At 60.9% G+C, this 19,363-nt stretch carries 15 protein-coding genes; 7 read left to right on the plus strand and 8 right to left on the minus strand.

Annotated elements, in window-relative coordinates:
• Nucleotides 1–423 (minus strand): ESPR domain-containing protein (locus ACPYOD_RS11880; protein ID WP_481301938.1); only part of this gene is annotated, 423 nt, incomplete at its 3' end.
• Between the two features lie 256 nt (nucleotides 424–679).
• Between ACPYOD_RS11880 and ACPYOD_RS11885 the strand changes: the two genes are divergently transcribed.
• Nucleotides 680–877 (plus strand): hypothetical protein, encoded by a 198-nt coding sequence (locus ACPYOD_RS11885; protein WP_481301939.1) that lies wholly within the window; start codon nucleotides 680–682, stop codon nucleotides 875–877.
• A gap of 28 nt (nucleotides 878–905) precedes the next feature.
• Here the strand turns inward: ACPYOD_RS11885 and ACPYOD_RS11890 are convergent, their stop codons facing one another.
• The gene (locus ACPYOD_RS11890) at nucleotides 906–1,838 is read right to left on the minus strand and encodes an RHS repeat-associated core domain-containing protein (RefSeq protein ID WP_481301940.1); all 933 of its coding nucleotides are present in this window, start codon (nucleotides 1,836–1,838) and stop codon (nucleotides 906–908) included.
• Between the two features lie 152 nt (nucleotides 1,839–1,990).
• Nucleotides 1,991–7,306 (minus strand): hypothetical protein, encoded by a 5,316-nt coding sequence (locus ACPYOD_RS11895; protein ID WP_481301941.1) that lies wholly within the window; start codon nucleotides 7,304–7,306, stop codon nucleotides 1,991–1,993.
• A 433-nt stretch (nucleotides 7,307–7,739) separates the two neighbouring features.
• Between ACPYOD_RS11895 and bamE the strand changes: the two genes are divergently transcribed.
• A complete protein-coding gene (gene bamE / locus ACPYOD_RS11900; protein WP_481301942.1) occupies nucleotides 7,740–8,114 on the plus strand; it encodes an outer membrane protein assembly factor BamE domain-containing protein in 375 nt (124 codons plus the stop codon).
• 75 nt (nucleotides 8,115–8,189) lie between these two features.
• Here bamE and ACPYOD_RS11905 read toward each other — a convergent pair whose 3' ends face one another.
• The 5 genes from ACPYOD_RS11905 to ACPYOD_RS11925 form a co-directional block, all read right to left on the minus strand.
• The gene (locus tag ACPYOD_RS11905; protein ID WP_481301943.1) at nucleotides 8,190–9,398 is read right to left on the minus strand and encodes an epoxide hydrolase family protein; all 1,209 of its coding nucleotides are present in this window, start codon (nucleotides 9,396–9,398) and stop codon (nucleotides 8,190–8,192) included.
• Between the two features lie 157 nt (nucleotides 9,399–9,555).
• Nucleotides 9,556–10,101, minus strand: coding sequence for a hypothetical protein (locus tag ACPYOD_RS11910; RefSeq protein ID WP_481301944.1), 546 nt, complete (start codon nucleotides 10,099–10,101; stop codon nucleotides 9,556–9,558).
• Between the two features lie 152 nt (nucleotides 10,102–10,253).
• Entirely contained in the window at nucleotides 10,254–12,353 is a 2,100-nt protein-coding gene (locus ACPYOD_RS11915) for a peptidoglycan-binding domain-containing protein (protein ID WP_481301945.1), read from the minus strand.
• 11 nt (nucleotides 12,354–12,364) lie between these two features.
• Nucleotides 12,365–13,198, minus strand: coding sequence for a hypothetical protein (locus ACPYOD_RS11920; protein ID WP_481301946.1), 834 nt, complete (start codon nucleotides 13,196–13,198; stop codon nucleotides 12,365–12,367).
• Nucleotides 13,199–13,236: 38 nt separating this feature from the next.
• Nucleotides 13,237–15,048: a type IV secretory system conjugative DNA transfer family protein gene (locus tag ACPYOD_RS11925; RefSeq protein ID WP_481301947.1), complete on the minus strand. Its 1,812-nt coding sequence runs from the start codon at nucleotides 15,046–15,048 to the stop codon at nucleotides 13,237–13,239.
• A 146-nt stretch (nucleotides 15,049–15,194) separates the two neighbouring features.
• Between ACPYOD_RS11925 and ACPYOD_RS11930 the strand changes: the two genes are divergently transcribed.
• The 5 genes from ACPYOD_RS11930 to ACPYOD_RS11950 all read left to right on the plus strand — a co-directional run bounded on the left by ACPYOD_RS11930 (nucleotide 15,195) and on the right by ACPYOD_RS11950 (nucleotide 19,172).
• Nucleotides 15,195–15,983 (plus strand): CDP-alcohol phosphatidyltransferase family protein, encoded by a 789-nt coding sequence (locus tag ACPYOD_RS11930; protein WP_481301948.1) that lies wholly within the window; start codon nucleotides 15,195–15,197, stop codon nucleotides 15,981–15,983.
• Nucleotides 15,980–16,927, plus strand: a complete 948-nt coding sequence (locus ACPYOD_RS11935) for a phosphatidate cytidylyltransferase (protein WP_481301949.1) — start codon at nucleotides 15,980–15,982, stop codon at nucleotides 16,925–16,927. Before ACPYOD_RS11930 ends, ACPYOD_RS11935 begins: the two co-directional genes overlap by 4 nt.
• 603 nt (nucleotides 16,928–17,530) lie before the next feature.
• A complete protein-coding gene (locus tag ACPYOD_RS11940) occupies nucleotides 17,531–17,809 on the plus strand; it encodes a hypothetical protein (protein WP_481301950.1) in 279 nt (92 codons plus the stop codon).
• 151 nt (nucleotides 17,810–17,960) lie between these two features.
• The gene (locus tag ACPYOD_RS11945; protein ID WP_481301951.1) at nucleotides 17,961–18,641 is read left to right on the plus strand and encodes a hypothetical protein; all 681 of its coding nucleotides are present in this window, start codon (nucleotides 17,961–17,963) and stop codon (nucleotides 18,639–18,641) included.
• A 36-nt stretch (nucleotides 18,642–18,677) separates the two neighbouring features.
• Nucleotides 18,678–19,172 (plus strand): hypothetical protein, encoded by a 495-nt coding sequence (locus ACPYOD_RS11950; protein WP_481301952.1) that lies wholly within the window; start codon nucleotides 18,678–18,680, stop codon nucleotides 19,170–19,172.
• Nucleotides 19,173–19,363 lie beyond the last annotated feature (191 nt).

Here is a 19,363-nt window from a genome sequence, read left to right on the forward strand (position 1 = left end):
GTGTATAAGAGACAGGCCGCCACCCGTACCGCCGGGCGTGCCATCGCGGTTGCCGGTGGCCCCCTGGCCGCCGCCCCCGTTCGACGGCAGCTCGCCCGGCTCCGGCGTCAGGGTGGTGTTGATGAGTATGTTGCTCCCGCCGCCCTGCCCGTTACCCGCACCGCCGATGCCGGGGCGATCGCCAAAGCCGACGCCGCCCTGCGCGCTGCACGCGGTGACATCCGCCACGGTGCAAACCTGCGCGAAGACGGGCGACGCGGTGGCGCAAAGGCCGACGGCAGCCAGCGCCGTCCACAACGACCGGCGGCGCGGCGACGGCGCCTCGACCGCGGCACGGCCACCGGCCTGCGACGAAGCCAGCTCCGAAGCCACCTGCACGACGCGCAGCGCCCCGTTCCACACGAGATGGTAAATGCGGTTCATTGGAATCCCCTGACGACAGCGCCCCCTGCCGGGCTGGCGCAACAGGCCGCATCTTAGCGCTGTCGGGGGCCTACTGCATGAGTTATGGAGCCGCCACCACATTGAGCAACTCAAGGGCTAGGTCGCGGCAAGCGCCCAAGCGGACAACTCGCCCCCCTTGGGACGCGTCTTTTCGTACAACGCCAGTCGCGCGGACGCGCCTCCCATTGAAAGATGAAGGCTGGGTAACGTCGTCGTACCTTGTCAACGATATGCAGTGACGGGTATTCCACTGCTCGTGATCACCCGCCCCAAGCCACAAATTGTGGTCCTCGTCAGCCAAACTGATCCAGGCCTCGACGGTAACAGTCTTTCCATCGAATGCATCGGGCCGAGCAAGGATCTCGATCATTTGCGGATCCGGATCGTGTCGAGGATTTTTTGGCTGGATGCAGGAAGCAAGGAGTATCGATGAGATCAGCAGGATCAGTTGCCTACACACTTCAATCTCCCTCTTTCATGAATTCTGGGGCCACCTGCTGTTTATCCAGACTTTTTTGCAGGGCATCTGACTCGTGTCTCGACATGCGACCATCGACCATCTGAAACTGAAGACGACCGTTCACGATCTCTGTTACGCCAACACGCCCTTGACTTACGACCCCATTGGGCAATCCTCGTGATATCGGCAGCGCGTCGGCTGGGCTCACCACACCGTCCGAGCGTCCGTCGATGTGCCCATGAATAACCGCTACTGCATTCTCCGGTTTGGTTGCCGATGCGGAGTCCGTCCTGGACGTACGCGAGGTCGTCGCATCTGACGCGAGCGAAACACTATAGCCGCCCTGGCCAGATGGCGTGACAAAACCAATTTTTTCTTTTGTCCCCCCAGGTCCCACCGCAACAACACCCTTGCCAGAAACCATAGCCTCCCGGACCGCTTGCGATGCAACAACTGTCTGACCTGTCGACCTGCTCGCGACGTAGGTGTCGGCCTGGATGCATACGGAACTTCTTTGCCCAGGACACGCCGAGCGGCCATCAGGATCGATGTTAGTGATCGGATTTCCGTCAGCATAGGCGTAGCGACCAAATGCTTGGATTTCCCCAGCACGGGCCGCAGCGGGATCGATGCTTAGAAAGCGACCGGAATCCGGATCATAGTAGCGCGCCTGCATATATATGAGACCCGAGCCTGGATCGTTCACATGCCCTGTGTATGCCGGACCCGCCTCGGGAGTGCCAAATACCCGAGCTCCGTAGGGCCGATAGTCCGAGGCAGAGAGGACAGCTCCAGTTGCATCGGTGGTAGCAAGCACCGTGCCCTGTTGATCTGTGTAGTAATAGGTAACCGTTTCTCCCGCACTTGCTCCTGATGCGAGTACAAGTAGAAGGAGCGTAAGGACTTGACTGCGGATACTCGTCTTCGACGTCATGGTCAATTTCCATATCAACGCGGTGTAAGCCGTACACTGGCACTGACCTCCCTTCCATTTTTTCATGTCGGTAGTTACGGCAAATGTCTCTCCCTTTGTTTTGCCTAGTGCCGTACTTGGCTCTGTTCTCGATGCATTCACCCCATTCTTTCTCAATTCCATGCCGAGCACCCCACAGCGTTGCATGCGCGCACTTCGTATCCGTAGAGGGGAATCTCGCCTACGGGCCCCGTTTCGACGAGCTGTTTGGTAGTGGGTGCATTCACGTACCAAACCTGCCCGGTTTGCCGGCAGTGCACCTCGTAGCGGGTCGCCCCGGTCGATGCGCTCCACTGGATCGTGAGGGTTTCCCGGCTACCGCTGAATCCGTTCACGCTCTGGACGGTGGCGGGAGGCGGCGGAATGTTGGTCACCGTTACCGTCACAACTGCACTATTGGGACCACACCCGCCCGCGTTGCACGCGGTCACGTAATAGGCGTACGAGCCATCACCCCGCCCCGCCGTCGACCACACGCCCGAGGCGTTGTTCTGCACGAGTGTCCAGCCATTACCGTTAAACCGTTCATACAGCGCGTAGCTGGCAGCGCCCGACACGCCCGTCCAGTTCACGCTCCATGCGCCGTTATTGACCGTCGCCGGCGCACTGATGGAAGGGGCGGCACTCGGCGCAATCGTGACCGCCACGCCGCCGCTGGCCTTGTAGGGTCCGCATCCACTGCTTCCGTTACAGCCGCGCACGCGATAGGTGTAGGTTCCAGTGAATCCGACACTGAAGGCCGTCGACGTTGCCGGGCCCGCGTACACTGAGTTCCAAGGACCGCCATTGGCGCTTTGCTCGAGCTGATACGACGTGGCGTAGGTTGCCGCCGACCAGGATACGGTGATGGGGCCGTTGCTCGTCGCGGGCACGGAGATCGTGGCAGGCGCGGGCGGGATATGTGCCACTGTGACCGTGTTCGATACCTTCTCGACGCTGCAATTCACGGTGACGCAGGCACGCACCCGGAAGGTCCAGGTACCGTCAGCCGGGTTGCTCACCACCGTGGAGAGATTCAAGCCGGTGTACACCGCGGTCCAGGCCCCGCCGTTGTACTGCCTCTCCACCTGGTAAGCCGTGGTGCGCGAAGACGCGGCCCAGCTGACCGTGATGGACGCAAGATCGCCTGACACAGCGGCGCTGATGCTTGCCGGGGTGTTGGGCGCCGAGGCCGACGCGGGCACGATCGGCACGCCCGAGTTCGCAAGCTGCTTGTCTGGCCCGCCGATGTTCGAATGCGCCACGACATAGATCGGGGCGCCGGCGTGGTCGAGCCGTGTCGCTTCCGGAATGACGATGGCGAAGCCGTAGGCCGTGCCGGCGGTGCCACACGCGGCGGTATCCGTCGTACTGCTCGGCTTGTTGGCAAGCACGGGAGCTCCCATCGACGTGCCCGTACCGGCGGGGCCCCCAATGAAGACCTCCACGGGTACGGCGTTCGTCGACCCTTGCGAGCAGGCCCAACCGTTGAGTGTCGCGGTCAGGCCACTCTGGGTCACGCCCGCTACGAACCCGAGCAGCGTCTCCTGCACGTTCTCGGCCGAGGCCACCAGCTTCTTGCCGAGGTAGATATAGTCCTTGGCTTTCTGCGAGGCCGGGTTGTATTCCCACATCAGCTGACCCGAGGCGCTATACGCCGAGTACTTCGGCAGCAGCGCCCCGGTAGAGGTCTGCTTCACGCGCCGGCCGTTCGCGTCGTACGCGTAGTTCGCGATGCTGGCAATGCCGCTGAGGCGATCGGCCAGGTCGAATGCCAGCACCTGGCTCCCGCGGTTCGTCACGTTGCCGCGCACGTCGTAGCCGTAGGTCGTGGTCACGCCAGCCGTGGTGGTGATGGAGTCCAGGCGGTTGCTGGCCCCATAGTTGTAGACACGACCGGTCGTCGCGCCGCCACTGAGCGTGTCGACGCCCGTGATGTTGTTCAGTACGTCGTAGTGGTAGGTGTCCTTGCCCCACAGCGACGACTCGGCCGTGGCAAGGCGATTGAGGGCGTCGTACGTGAACGCCTTGCTGCGCTGCGTGTTCACGCTATCGACGATGCTGAGGATGTTGTCTGCCGGGTCGTACGCCAGCGCCTGATCGATGACCGGCGAACCCGCCGTGCCATAGCTGAAGTCTTGCAGCGACTTCCGGCCGTTCTCGGTCGAGGTGTACGCCGCCCCGTTGCCGAACGCGAACGATTCGAGATTTCCGTCGGGGTAGTAGCTCACCGCCGTGGCATACGTGCCCGCCTGCGTGGAACGACCCAGCGCGTCCGGTGCATAAGGCACGACCTTGCCGTCGGGATACGTGATGGAGGCCAACGCGCCCTTGGCGTCGTAGTCGTAGCCGATGTCCCACTGCCGCCCGTCGACCTGTAGCCGCTCCAGGGTCATCAGGTTCATATGGTTGCGAGCATACGACCAGACGGTGTCCGAACCGGCCTGCGCGGTTTCCGGGTTGCCGAGGCCGTCATACGTCATCGTGACCGAGGGCGACCCGTCGGGATACGACACCGACGTCAGCCGATTCATGGCGTCGAAACCACGCACCACGGTGGCGCCAGCCGGCATGTCAGCAGCGGGCAGGCAGCCCGTGCCGGTCACGGCGATACCCCGCGCGGTCTGCACCACGTTGTCCGCACCGTCATACTGCATCACGGTGTTGCCCGTCTCCGGCTCGATCACCCGGCACACGCGATGGAACGCGTCGTACACGTATTGCTTGCTACCGCGCGGATCGCCGGCCAGCTGATGGATGGCTCCCACCTCGCCATAGATGTTGCGGTCGATGACCTGTTCCACGCCTTCCGGCGCCTGCACCCGAAGCGGCTGCTCGTAGGAAGGCGCATCGAACACCTGGAACGTCGTGATGGTCTCGTTCGTGCGCGGGTCGGTGATCTTGCGACGCGCACCGCTGAGGTAGGCCGTTCCCGTGGTAAGCACGCCATCGCTGCCCGCATCGCGTGCCACGCTGATCTCCCGCCCGAGAGCGTCGAAGGTGTGCCGCACGCCTTCCGCGGTGTCCCCGTAGGGCGCCGACCCGGCGATCGGGTACGAAGCGTAGCGCTGGTTACCGCGCCAGTCGTAGGCGGCCAGGGTGGTGATGGCAAGGGCCCCGTCCGAAGCGCGCCGCTGCTCGGTGGAGAGCGGTCGCAGCAAGGCGTCGAAGCGTTTGATCTCCGCACGGTCGAACTGCGTAACGGTCCGCCGCCAATGCACGCCGGCGATGCCGGGCTCGTCACCGACGAACTCATAGGCGAACACCTTGGACGCCCAGGTCTTGCCGTTCGACTCCGCCTGGTAGTCGGTCTGGGTCAGCCGGCCGATGCCGTCGTAGTGGTAAGCCGTGTTCACGCCACGCTGATCGGTCGCCGACACCACCTGCCCGAAGTCGTCGACGACGGCTGTCTGGGTGCGCGTATCGGGATAGGTCACGCTCTGCGGAATGCCGCGACGGTAGTTTCCCAGCGTGGTGGTGTGGGCATTGCCATCGGTGAACGACGCCAGGTCGCCTCCGTTCCACCCGTAGGTCATCACGGCACGCCCAAAGCTCCGGCGCTCGATCGGCCTGGCCAGGGCGTCGAAGATCGTCTCGGATACCGGCGTCGCTTGCGCGCCCTCGATCACCTCGACCTTGCCCGTCTGGCCCAGTACCCAGTACGCCAGGTTGTCGGCATACGCGGTGCGCTCGGTGCGGCTTGCCTGCCCCGCTATGCCGCCACCGCGAACGACGGTCAGCGGCCGGGCGAACGCGTCGAAGCTGCCCGGTGCCACCTCCCACAGGTATGAATCGCCGTCCTGTTGCAAGGTCCGTTTCCGGACCGGTGAAACCGTTTCGGTCTGGTCGTGGTTCATCAAACCCTGGAGGTTGTCGCCCAACCGCGCCGGCCACGGGCCCGCCGTGGCGGCGGCATATTCCGTGATCTCCGAACGCACGGGCGTCGAGCCGCCCGACGGGTAGGTGTCTTCCTGCAGGAGCTGCGTCTCGGTGGCGCCCCATTGGTTGGAGAAGGTATGCCTGACCCGGCTGTTGTCCGGATCGGTTTCCTCCGTCCATACCGTGTTGGCGCAGTCGCTAGCGCAATCGGTGTTCCAGCTTGCGTTCGCCGGCGAATAGGCGAACGTCCATGTCTGCGACACGCCGGCACCGGTGTACTGCTTCTGCGAGATCGCCGACGACACATAGGCGTGCGGGATCTGGATGATGTTCACGCCGCGGTCGAGGATGCAGCGCCGGGGCACATTGGAACGGCCGCGTACGACGGACGTGAGCGTAAAGGTACCCGTCAGTCCCGAAGGGTGGGTAACTGCAAGCGTGCCTGTCTGCGCAGGGCCCGATACGGAATACAGGCAGCCGGTGTAGTCCACGCTCAACTGGCCTGCACCGCCTCCTTGGCCAGTGCCAAGGGCGACCATATTGCTGAACGTCCAGCTAGAGCCGTTTGGCAACGTGACGCTGGAGAGCACGGGCTCATCGGCGGTGCCGCCGTAGTTGTACGTCCAAGTGCGGTCGCCTGTCGCAGCGTGTTGCGTCATGGTGGTCACGCGCTCGCCCATCGGGTAGACGCCCGCTGAGTGGGTCCATTGCTGATAGGTGAACGTGACGCTGCGACCGTCGTCTGCCGTGATCGAAGTGAGGTGGTTGTCGGCGTCGTATCCGTAAGTGAGCGTCCTGCCGAAGCGGTCCTCTGCATGGCTGGCCTGCAAGGTAACGATGCGGCGCTTCAGCGCGCCTCCGCCGGGATGCGCCAGACCCGAAGTCGGCCGCCACGACAAACGATCCAGCCAGTAACGTGTACCGTCGGGACTCACGGCCACGAACGTCTCACCGACGCCTGCCGTGTTCACGCATCCCAGCGCCCAATTCTGGCGCGTTACCGCGGTGAACGGCATGGGCGTGCCGTCTGAACGGGTCATCTGCGGCACATTGTTGTTGGACGGATCGCGTTTGAGCACGTCCTGTGTGCCTTGGCCGGGAATCTTCAGTTGGATGCCGTGCCACCACTGATCCGGTTCCCACATCACCCCTTCTTCACCGGGTTTCGTGGGCACGTCGATAGTGCCGGCGCCATAGAAGGTGCTGCAGCGTTGCGGCTCGTCGAGGAAGTACCAGAAATCGACGTTATTACCGGAAGTGTCGGTGAACTTGGTTTCCGCGGACAACGTTTCCAACTGTGGAGCCGTCAGCTCCCAGTCCGCGAATCCTTGAGACATCAGCGGGAACACATAAGCCTGCGGACCACCAATCGGCCTGGCATGGATGGTGCGTTCGACGACGATAGGAAGGCCGTTGCCTTTGGCCTCGAGGTCCACCTGCCGAAACGACAGAGATCCGTCATATGTACTTATGGATTCGCCAAGGGCATTGGGACCCAGCGGCTGGATGTCTTCGTTGACACGAAGAAGCTTCTTCCATTCCGACTCGATCGACACCGATTGCGCGGACACTGCCGTCGCCATCATCCCTAAGACACACGCGAGCAATGCGTCGCGCATCCGCGACTGCCGGAAAGCACCCATCCGTTATTTCCCCTGTCGAACGCCTTGTTCAGAACGAGAACGGACTAGGTGGCCCGGTCCTCGCGCGCACTTCGTGTCGCAGGTTTATACGAGTTGGCTAGTTGGAAACGCAAGTGCTTGGTGGGAAGTCGAAGGAACGTGCGAATGGGACGCCAACTCGACGAGTGAACTGTCCGCGAGGCTCTGCCGAAAACGTGCATAACGTTTTGAGAACGGCAAGCTGCCGCCTCGGCAAAGCTTATCGATGACGCATTTTTGGGCATTTCTTCCATTGTGAGGCTTCCACCGTCACTACAAACTTCCACCCGAAATTGGCGTGGCTCCTCATGAGTCGTGCGATTCCCGACAGGAAGGAGTGAAGATGAAACGATGGAGCATGTGGGTCGTGGCGGCAGCGGTAGCGATGGAGGCAAGCGGTTGCAGCCTGATGTCGAAGCTGGACACCGTGTCGGGCACCGAGGTCACGCAGGAACGTTTGAAGGGATTCCAAAAAGGAAAGACCACGCGGCAGGACGTCATCGCGGCGCTCGGCCACCCGCCGCAGAAGTCCGAGGTGCTGGGCAATGAAGTATGGACCTATCCGTTCACGCGGATCACGGCGATGCCGGGCGCATCGAATGTCAGCGAGAGCACCGTCTTCGAATTCGACAAGAAGGGCTTGCTGCTCAAGGCGTACAAGACGGGCGGTACGCCTGGGAAGAGCGGCAATCCGATGCTGGATGCGGCGGGCATGTAGTTGCGCGAACGTTTCATCGAGAACCGAGAGCCCGCTGTCCAGGCGCCCGACGCCTTACTGTCCGTCGTCCTGCGATCAGGGGCTCTCCGGTCTCAGCGGACGAAACATTGCCCGCAAGTCGTCGACCACTGCCGCGGGATTCTCGTAGTAGCCGAAGTGCCCACCATGCTCGTGGGCCTTCAGGTAGACCGTGTTGAAGAAGCCCGCTCGTGGCCCGGCCAGGAATGCATCCACTCGCCGTTCCGTCGTTATCCCCGCAGGATTCTCACCGCCAAGGAACGTGATCCCGGTGTGCGCCTCGACGGGGGGCTGGCGATCGTGGGACGGGCTCCACGGATAGCGCGCCGCATCGGCATAGGCGCGCATGGATGAGCCCGCCGTACCGGTTACCCAGTAGATCATCGCGGTCGTAATCATGTGTTCGCGCGTGAACACACGCTCCGGGTCGCCTTGGCTATCGCCCCATGCAACCCACCGTTCGAGCAACCACGCCAGCAGGCCCACGGGCGAGTCGGAGAACGCATAGGCCAGCGTCTGCGGATCCAGCACCTGCACCGCGAAATGCGACGCAAACTTCGTGCTACCCGCCGGAGCGACCTGCTTGCCGGTGTCCCACGATCGCGCGGTCACGTCCCACGGACGATCGGTGTTGAACTGGTCTAGGAGCATGGGGTGCATGAGGTGCACGCCGTAAAGGTCGGCAGCGTACTTGTGCCCCAGTTGCGACGATATGAGGGCACCCCAATCGCCGCCGCTCGTGGCGAACCGGCGATATCCGAGAACTTCCGTCATCAGCCGATGCCACAGATCCGCCGTGCGCCAGAAGTTGACGCCGGCGCGCAGCGGTGGTCCCGAGAAACCATAGCCGGGAAGCGACGGGACGATGACGTCGAACGCATCGGCAGGATCGCCACCGAATGCGCCCGGGTCCGCCAACGGCAGGATCACCTTGCGCATGTCCCAGAACGACCAGGGCCAGCCGTGGGTGATGATCAGGGGCATCGGGTTCGGACCGACGCCGCGCTGGTGGATGAAATGCACCGGCACGTCGTCGATGCGGGCCATGTACTGCGGGAAGGCGTTGATCTCCGCTTCGACCGCCCGCCAGTCGTATTCATGGCGCCAGTAGTCGACCAGGCGGCGGAGGTAGGCGGCATTTACGCCGTAGCGCCAATCGTCGTTGCCGGGGTCGTCGGGCCAACGCGTGCGGGCCAGGCGGTCGGCGAGGTCGGACAGGGTGGTGTCCGGTATGTGGATGGTGAAGGGGTCCAGGGTGTGCGTCATAGGGTTGGTCCCGGGGCTTGGGGCATGTTAGTCGCCGCGCGCTGTAGGGCGCGGCGGCTTACGGAGAGGGACCGGGGAATGTAGGGAGCGCTTTCAGTTGGGGGATAGCGGCGACGACAGGGCTGGGCGGCTCCCGGGCACTGCCCAACAACCATGCTCACTCGACGACGGACTTGTTCTTCATAAGTGCCCGGTCGATATGGTCGGGATCAAACCTCTCCATGGAAATAAGACCGAAGTCCGTTGGAAAGGCCGCCTCTTCCTTTGCGATCACAACGCCATGAGATGATCTCTCGTCATCCTTATAGAACCGCGTTGCGGATTCAAGGTGCCACACATCTCTCGAGAACGCGAAGGTGTAGCTATAGGAACCACCCCTGGGATTCTCGTTGAGGAACGTCACGGAGTTCGGTGAAAGCTCAATCCCATCGTTCAGTCCCAGGTTCGGGGCCCGTCGGTTGAACTCGTTCCAGTCACAGTCGACGACTGAGGCGCTCCGTCCTGTAATCCGCGCAGTTGCGCCCCGCACGTTCACCATCAGCAACTCGCAAGTGTAGGAGACACGGTCGTCCCAGGACGTTGCCCCTTCCGTCTCCGACTCCCCTGGCGAACGCAACACGATGGCCACTACCTCTCCCCCGCTGCCATCAGGAACTGATTTATGAGCAAGAAGGGCTTTGCCCGGCTCAATCAGGGCGGCCACCGGGTCTGAGGACAATGAACGATCAGTAGAACTCCGAGCGGGCAAGGCGCACTTGGCAGACGCGACGCCACATAACGCGACGCCAGCCATCATACTTAGCCATCCTGAGCACGCGGGACGGCACCGCCGAACACCCTTCCAACGACCGCCATTCAACGCGAATGCCCCGCGCTCAACTGAGCCTGCTGGGACTGCACCTCGGCCATCACCTGCGCTTCCTGCTGGTCATGCTGCTGAATTTGCGCGACAGCCTGGTCCGTACGAGGGGGTTCGGCATCAAGGTTTATCTGGGCAGGACTGGTCAATGGACCGGTACCGATAAACGTTATCGTCGACGCCTTGTCGTCAAGGCGGATCTCAGAGAGGTTACCGGCGGTGATCAAGTTCTCATGGCAAGCCGCCGTGAACTGAAGCAGGCGTTCTTCAGAGGCTTGAGGAATGCAGCGACTCAGTTCCTCATAGAGCTCATGCTGCGGGCTATCCGCGTGCCTCGGATCGTTGGCATCGAACTTTGGACCGGATGTCAGCTGATTACCGCCGGTAGCCCGCGCTTCGTGGGAACGGGGCCTAAGATCACCGACACCCTCACTCTCCCTGCGACCAGGGTATGCAGGGTCGTTAGACCCATCCCCAACATCAGGGACGGACTGGAGCGGTATTGACGGATGCGATTGAGACGCTGGCGAAACACGCTGTGCCGTCGGCTCTGAAGACGCGTATGGAACGTTAAATGACTCGACGGTCGCCCGCGCAAGGCTGTCGTAATGCGACTGCTCCACAGTCGCCCTACCATCATAAAGATAGGCAATCTCTCCAGGGTCGACCGAACGTCGCGCATCAATGACTTCTTCGCGCACGGCCTTGAGCGTGGCCGGGCCCGCGATCCCATCCGATACCAAATCGTGCTCGCGTTGAAAGCCTTGGATGGCGGCATGGGTGGCTGGCCCGAAATGCCCGTCCGCATGCAACGGGCGCCCACGAGCGTCGGTAAAGCCAAGCTCCGCGAGCTGCTCTTGAAGCTGCTTCACTTGTTGTCCGTGCATACCCGGCTTCAGTGTTGAGTGCTCGGCGGCCATGCGGTGCGCATGTCCATCGGGGCGGACATGCATCAGAGCACCAAGAGCATCGTCACTGTTGAACGAAAGCACTACAGAACGATCTGGACTATCGATACGCGTCAGTTGGTCACGAGATATCTCCGACCAGGAGCCATTCAGATATGCCACCCCGTGTCCATCGGCATTCCATTGAACGAAGTCTGACCCGGTAGCAAAATAGCCGCTCGCAGTGCGCACATTCGGTTGCGTCTGCGGTGTTCCACGCGCGAAATCTCGACCTTCCTCCAACGCATCGATGAATGATTTAGCATTCGCCGTATCGAGGAACAGGTTCTTGACTGCACGGTAATGCGGAGAAAGGTTGGATCGAGCAGGTTCACTGTCGATAGAAGCCGGGAACACCAACGGGTCACGAAGAACATCATGCCAAGCGTCGTGCAGAGGATGGTCGCTCGGCATAGCGTGAAGGCGGGCAAATATGGCTGAGGCACGGAGCGCATCGTTTCGCCCGTCCTTCATAATCTTATTGAACTTATCGTCGGTGTAAGCCCGGACTTCATCTGCATAGCGAAGTTTCGCCGGACCCATTGCATCAGACATTTGTCCGAGCATTTGCTTGGCGGCCTTCTCGCTCTGATTGAATCCCTTGGCCACTACCGTCGCGAGTTGGATCTTATCGTCGATTGAAGCCTGCACATACGCCGGAGTCACTATAAGCTTAGATAGCGCATATGTGTAGATACGCTCAACTTGAGCAACATCCCTCGCATGCACAAACCTTCTTCCGCCATCCGACCTAAGAAAGTTGTCCAATCGCTCCTTAAGGTCGGAATCGATGGCCCGTCCTCCATCTTCCCGCAATTGCCTTCCGTTCCGGGAAAGATCTTTAATCGCAGCAATTTCCTCATCACTAGAAAGCACTTTGTCAGCTTGATTCGTCTTTGCCCAAGATTGATACGCCGACAATAGCGCTTTCGCCGTCTCTTTCCCGTCCTGCCCAAGATCTTTTTGTAGCGTGCCGATGGAAAGGCCGCTCTGGCCTACCGGGATCATCTTCCCATCCCTGTATTTCCCGGCAAATGACAGCCTTGCCGACACGTCGTGACCACGCAGGCTTCCTTCTGAGCCTACGCCCACCACAAAGTAGGCGATCGCCTTGAGTTCCCTTTCACTGAGATCCGAACGAACCAACATGCCATTTCTCCTTATTTAATGCCGAGCTTCCGATCCAGATAACGAGTGATGTTTTCGATCTTCTCGTCTGCCGCTTCGCTAATCGCCCGCCGTAACGCAACCTCCTCCACGATGTGTAAGTGGGGCGCCGATCCCACCGGACTAAGATCCCTCTGTCGGATTCGAAATACGTACTTTCCACCCGTTATCAGCATTGTTCCGTCCCCGAGATCAAGCGCGGTATTGATAAACGACTCCCACACTCCTTCCGGACACAACGGATGCTCTCCCGACTTATAGAGGGGAAGCTTGCTCCATCTAATAGTCCCGTCATCTTCCTTGCCGCGCACCACCGTCAAATCCACTGGACCACATGCAGTGCCAGCACCAAATTCGATGTACGGCGCACTCACGCCGCGAAAGTCGATACCACCAAGCCCGCCACCGGGTCGCGGGTCCATGAGGCTGAGAAAGACATTGTCCTCGTGCACGACACCCTTCTCGTCAACGAATGAGTCGATGACGCCGTAGTCCGTATTGACAGTGGCGAGGACGATCTCACCCGAGAAGAAGTCGAGCGCCTTCGCCTGTCCGTTCACCGGCGCCATGATCACCCACACCGTCCATTTGCCGTCCACGTACTCGGCGAACATGCTTTCGGGATAGTTGAGGTCGCCATCGCCAAGCTGGCGCTCTGCTATTCCGTTGTCTGGCCAAACCGGGCGGCGAGGACCTTCCTGAGTCTCCGGTGCGGCAGTCGCCGTGGCTGCCAGAGCAGCCGCCATTGCCGCCGATCTAAATTTTTTGTGGACTGGAATATGTGACGATGGGCGTGCGACTGCCTCGTTAAATTCTTCTTGCTTCATGCGTAAATCCATCCTTCGATCAGACCGCGCGTTCGGCGTTACGCCGGGCGCCGAGAGAGTTTGTTCATTACTTGGCTCGCATGCATCAGATCCGCACGCCGCAACTTGACCTTCGCTTTCTCCACTGGCTCTTCTTCTTTATCTACCTCGACCTTTGGCATGGAAGACCTCGCAAGGAACGTCTTGTCTTTAAAGAACCAATTCTTCTGGGCCCTAATCGGCTTGCACCCTTCGTAAAAAATCAACTCGTCATCGGAAGGAAGCTCCTTGATTTCCTGGGGCAGCATCAACGGGCGCCGCTCTTCCACGAAGCTCGTGGAAACCTGCCGCCCGCCCCCTCCGCGGCTGGTGCTCTGCTGTCGCTTTCGTAGTGTCCGATTCCCAAGCATTTCGCTGTACTCGTTGGCATCCGCCTGCTCGCGGGGCGCGAACACCACCTGGGCGCCATGGTTCGTGATGAAGTTCTGGGCATCGTTATCGCCATAGACCGAACGGAGCTGCGACCGGCTCTGGACGATGCACATGTCCCGCACGCCGTAGCTTGCCGAGATGGAGATGCGCTTGGCCCATACGTCCACGCGCCCCATGGCGGTGAACTCGTCCATGAGCATCAGCACCTGGTATTTCAGGTCGGGCTCTTCCCCCAGTTGCTTATCGAGGTTGTTACCGATGACCGTGCTGAAAAAGATGTTCAGCAGCTTGCTGCTTTCGTCCAGCTTGTTGGTCGGGATGATGACGAAGAGCGTTGTCTTGACCCTGCGTAGACTGCGCACGTCGATGTCGGTCGCGTTGGTGGCCGCCGCCAGGATCGGGCTCAGGAACTGCTGCAGCGGTGCTTGCATGCTGGCGATGACGGACGAGAAGGTATCGTCGGCCAAGCCGTAGAGGTTATTGAATACGGTGCGCGTCTGCACACTGGGTGCGCGGATGCCCTTCCGCTTGAGAATGGCCCCCAGCATCTCCTTGGTGGACTGATCTTCCGTGCCACTGGAGAAGCGCAGGATGCGCTCGAAGCTCGGGAAGTCCACGGACGTATTGATGTCGCCGTCGCCCGCCTCCCCTGGCGGATATTTCCTGTCCCAGGACTCGAACATGTAGGAAGCAAAGGCCGTGAAGGCGGCGCGGCTCTGCGCCACCCAGAACGGATCCATGCCGCCGTCCGGATAGAGGATGGCCGCGACGGTCTGGAGTTCGCCGATCCGCTTGGCCGGGCTCATGCCGGCAAGTAGCGTCAGGGGATTGAAGCGGTGCGTCTTCCCATCTTCGTCGAAAGGCGCCCACACGCGGATGACTTGTCCCTGGGAAGCGAGATAGCCACTGGTGTACTTGTGAAGCTCTCCCTTGAGGTCGAGCACTACCATCGATTGCTGGTAAGTGAGCAATACCGGGATGGCGAGGCTTGTTGTCTTACCGGAGCGTGTAGGACTGATAACAATGGTGTGCTGCGCGCCGCCGAGCCAAAGGCGCCGACCCATGTACTTGCCTATGAGGATGCTCTGATCCGTCTGGGTGAGAAGTCCGGCCTTCTTAAGATCGGAAAGCGTGGCGAAACGGGCGTCACCGTGAGTCTTCTCGGGCGTGGATGCCGTCTTCCAGAGAAGAACCAGCACCGACACCCAGACCAGGAACGCCGCAGCGCAACCTACGGTCACCCCCAGCTTGATCTTCCACACATACGGCTCATACGCCGGCTGCCCAAGCGACTGCACGTATCGCCACGCCGTGTCCCAACGCAGCGGATAGCCATCAAGGCCCAGGAACAGGTACGTGAAATAGCCCGAGCCATAAGCTGCCGCCGCGACGGCAGCGAGTGTTGCAGCGACGACAACCGCCGCCTTCCATGGACGCATATAGAGCACTCCTTCCAAGAACGGCGGGAATGCTCGTTAAAGTGGTTTGCGATGGCAATGGTCTGTTGCCTTCTGACGCTGTAGGCCGCGCTATGCAAGAACCTTATCGATTGCCTCACAAGTGCGGCCGACTTTGGAGTCTTCCGATGTTTCTGAAGCTTTCCACTTTCGGCAACGCACGTCAGCCTCGCGCCAGGCGTCGAATTCCCAGGGATTCCTCGCAAACCGCGCTAGCGACACTTATCTTCCGCGCGAACAAGGAAGATCGCATGGAACGACGACCTATAAAGTTTCGCCGCTCACGAGCTGCCGCGTACCTCGCCCATAAGCTTGCATCGCTCGGAGTTACTCCAAATCAGATTTCCACACTTTCCGTGACTTTCGCCCTGGTTGGGGGTGTCATGCTTGGATTGTGGCCACAGTCTGCGGTTGCGTTAGTGTCTATCGGCGCACTCATCCAGTTACGCCTGCTGTGCAATTTGTTGGACGGCATGGTGGCTATCGAAGGCGGGAAGGCCGATTGCGTCGGGCCATTCTTCAATGAAGTACCTGATCGTCTGGCCGATGTACTTCTTCTTGTTCCGCTCGGCTACGCCGTTGGCGAGGAGTGGCTGGGTTGGCTGATCGCCTGCTTGGCGCTTAGCGCGGCGTACCTGCGCGCCTTCGGTGCAGCGCTCGGGTTTGGCAACGACTTTCGCGGCCCCGGCGCAAAGCCCCAGCGGATGGCGATTCTCACGTGCACTTGCCTCTTGGCGGCTCTGGAATCTCGCTGGACTGGGCCGCTCTTTAGCTTCTGGGCGGGCGCGATCGCGCTGTGTGCGCTGACCACCCTGACAATCGTCCGACGTTCGCTGCGCATCACCGAGTGCCTGCATGCACGGGCGGCGGGTGAGGCCGAGGGGACTGGCGCAGTCCAGCGGACCTCGACCGAATGACGGCACTCGGTATGTTCACCGCCGGACTATCCGTGTTCCTGCTAGCTGCCAGCATCGTAGGGCGGCTACTGGCTCGCGGCAACTCTACAGGAGCCCGCGCGGCCTCGACAGAAAACCTCAATCAGCGCATCCAATCCTGGTGGTTGATGGCGTTTGTACTTTTAGGCAGCCTTTGGGCTGGAAAGAGTGCGACTTTGCTTCTCTTCGCCGCCTTGTCAATTTGGTCGCTGGATGAGTTCTTCGCGGTCACCCGCGTTAATAGCGCCAGGCGAGGGGCACCGGGCCTGGCCATCTACTGGATTGTTCCCACGCAGTACCTGGCCATTGCCATGGGATGGAGCGGATTCTTCACGGTTCTGGTCCCGTTGAGCGCCTTCCTACTGCTGCCGGCGATATCGGCCATCAAGGGAGACACAAGCTCATTCCTGGAACGGAACATGGGCACTCAATGCGGCTTGCTCTGGACCGTGTATTGCATCAGCCACGTACCGGCGCTTCACCTGCTGCACGGAGCAGACGGTCGGGAGCGAGCCACCTTGCTCATCCTCTACTTCCTCGTGGTGGTGCAAATGAGCGACGTTCTCCAGTACATCTTCGGAAAGGTCTGGGGAATGCGGCCTATCGCTCCCTCGGTCAGCCCATCGAAGACGATAGAGGGACTGGTCGGTGGCGGCTTGTCCGCAACGGTGTTGGGGAGCTTCTTGTCGTGGATGACGCCTTTCACTATGGCGATGTCCACCGCACTCTCCGCGCTGATCGTTATTTGCGGCTTTCTCGGCGGCCTCACCCTGTCCGCAGTGAAGCGAAGCTTTGGTGCCAAGGATTGGGGGTCGCGGATCGGAGGCCACGGCGGGATTCTCGACCGGCTGGACTCCGTGTGTTTCTCGGCCCCTGTGTTCTTCCACGTCGTGCGGATCCTCTACGACACCACCGCCGTCGGATAGCAAACCTCCGAAGATTCTTACGACGACACAGGCGGGATTCCACTTCGGAATCAACCTTCATCGGCGGCCTTGGAAGCCCTGACGCACGGCGTTGTTGCACCTACAGACAATCCCGAAGTGGATTGATATCTTCGGGCCGTTGCCTGCGCTGTCCGTCGAAACACGTTGCGCAGGCAACCATCGCTTTCATGCGGTGAGAGACGCGAGCCAAGGGTGCGCCAACACCCCTGACTCGCTGGCCATAACCAACCAGTTAGGAAATCGATCATGGTTGCTTTCAATTGTACGGCACCCGCCCGTCCGCCGGACCCTTCCGGCGCCTCCCCCACCGGTTACCGAGCCGTCTACAGTCTTCGTAGACCCGGTTAACTAACCGGCGGCGTCGCCGTCTCGCCAAGATGTTTCTCAGCCGTTATTGACCCGGCGCGTACGCGTGCGCGCAGCTTGCCGGGCCGTCGGCGCCGCCTCTGTTCCGCATTCGATCGATTCGGCGCCCCGTGCTCGGGTCGCCGGTGAATCCGTGCGCTCCTGGATCGACAGGGTGCAGCACGGTCTTGAACGACACCGCACCCGCGCATCCGACGACACGACAAGGAGAACACAATGAACGGACCGAACGACCGCATCTACCTCGCCAGCCCCGACGCCACCGCGCACGAACTGATGAACGACGCCACCGAGTTGCTGCAATACGCTCGCGGCCTTACCGGCCTCCTGGCCGAATTGATCTACGAAGCCGACGAGGTGAAGTGCCGGGACATGGCGACCGCCCTCGACGCCATCCAGGCGCTGACGCGCATGGGCCTGCAATGTGCCACGCAGGCGCATACGCGGATGATTTGGGATCAGACACCGCCTGTGAGCGATATGCTTAGCCATTAGGCTGACGGTCTCGGATGGGGAAACCGACGCGCGGGCGGTGTGCACCTTTCCCGCCCGTGCATGAGGCTGTCGCGCTCAGTCTGTCGGTCGGTATATATTCCGGTCCGGCCATGGTTGCCAGGGGGCAGCCAGCCAGACAGAGAGCATCGACATGGAGCAGGAGAGCTCGCTCAGCTTCTTTGAATTGAATCGCCGGCTTGATGCGATGCCGGAGTTCGAAGCCTCAATGCCAGGCTCGACCCGCCGGACCATGTACGGATTCGCGCTTAGTCTGCTCGCGTACTGCGTCAGCTTCCTCGTTCCCCGGCTTTCACTAACTCCCCGTGCTCAACTGATCGCCCTGTGCGTGGTAGTTGCCGTGGAAGTTATTGGCCTATGCATAACCGTGTGGTACTCGCGAGGCGAATTCCGCGGCATGCATGAACCGCTGACTAACTTCGCGAGGCAGCTTGATCATGACTTCCCCCATCACTTCGAACTCATGACGTGGCTTCGGGGCCAGCCCCTGCCATTGCTGGAGCGCCACGCGTTGATGGCTCGCTTTCGGAAGGAACGCTTTGGGCAAAAGCTGCCACTTATTGCTGGAAGCATTCCCACGCTGGGACTCGTACCGGTTGCGGTAGCTCTCTACTTCCAGATCCGAGAATTCGCGGCTGGCCGCCATCCTGGCGCAGTGGATTTCGTCGCCGGATTCGTCATCGTAGTGCTTTATTTCATCTCCTGGATTTCGGCTCTCATGAAATCACGCCTCGAGGCGATGGAGATGTACCTTCAAATGGCGCTGGACATGAAACGCGAAGAAGCTCCGGCGGAGCCGATCGAAGCTTCTTGATCCTCTACTTACCAACGGACGGGAGCCTGCTTAATCGTGGAACGCTTTTATCTTACCGCCATTTTTGCCATTGGGCTCGGCGCTACGCCCCATGCAGAAGCTGCCTCCTGCGCCTATGAGCATGCGCACTACACGTACACCTCGGACCACACCTTCACGGCTTCCTTCGTAAAGCTCCCGCCCACGGTCGACTACCTGGGCGACCTCGGGATGGTCCTCGATGTGCGTGGCAAGCATGCCTACGCTTTCGTCATCGATGGAGGCTCGCGCTTTACGACGTCGGCCATCCCTGTGCCGCTTACCGGCCCGGACGCCTGGACGATCGAGGAAGGCCAGCCGGGTGCACCGGGCTTGCGGGAAATGGATTTCCATCAGTGGAGTGGCGACAAGCTCCTCGACACGATTCCGAAAACCGGCGCCCAGGCACCGGAGGTGCTTTTCATGCCGGCCCTGGACGAATCGTTACGGCACAACTCCGCCGTCCCGATCAAGCCGGCACCGGGATTCTTCAAGCTGTCGCACTGCGGGTAATCGCCCGCTTTCACGCCTCTCAGCTGGTGATACTCGGACGAGGCAGAATGTCGCCATGTCCGATCTCCTGCCGACTTTCTGACGACGACGTTCGCTGGCTCATGGTCCGCACTGCGCGGTCGCTCGCGCGGCTGTGGGCGCGGTTGAAACATTTCAGCGTGCAACCGGGGCGAAACGAGCATTGGATTCTG

It is taken from the genome of Luteibacter sp. HAY1-4A (genome assembly GCF_056755355.1).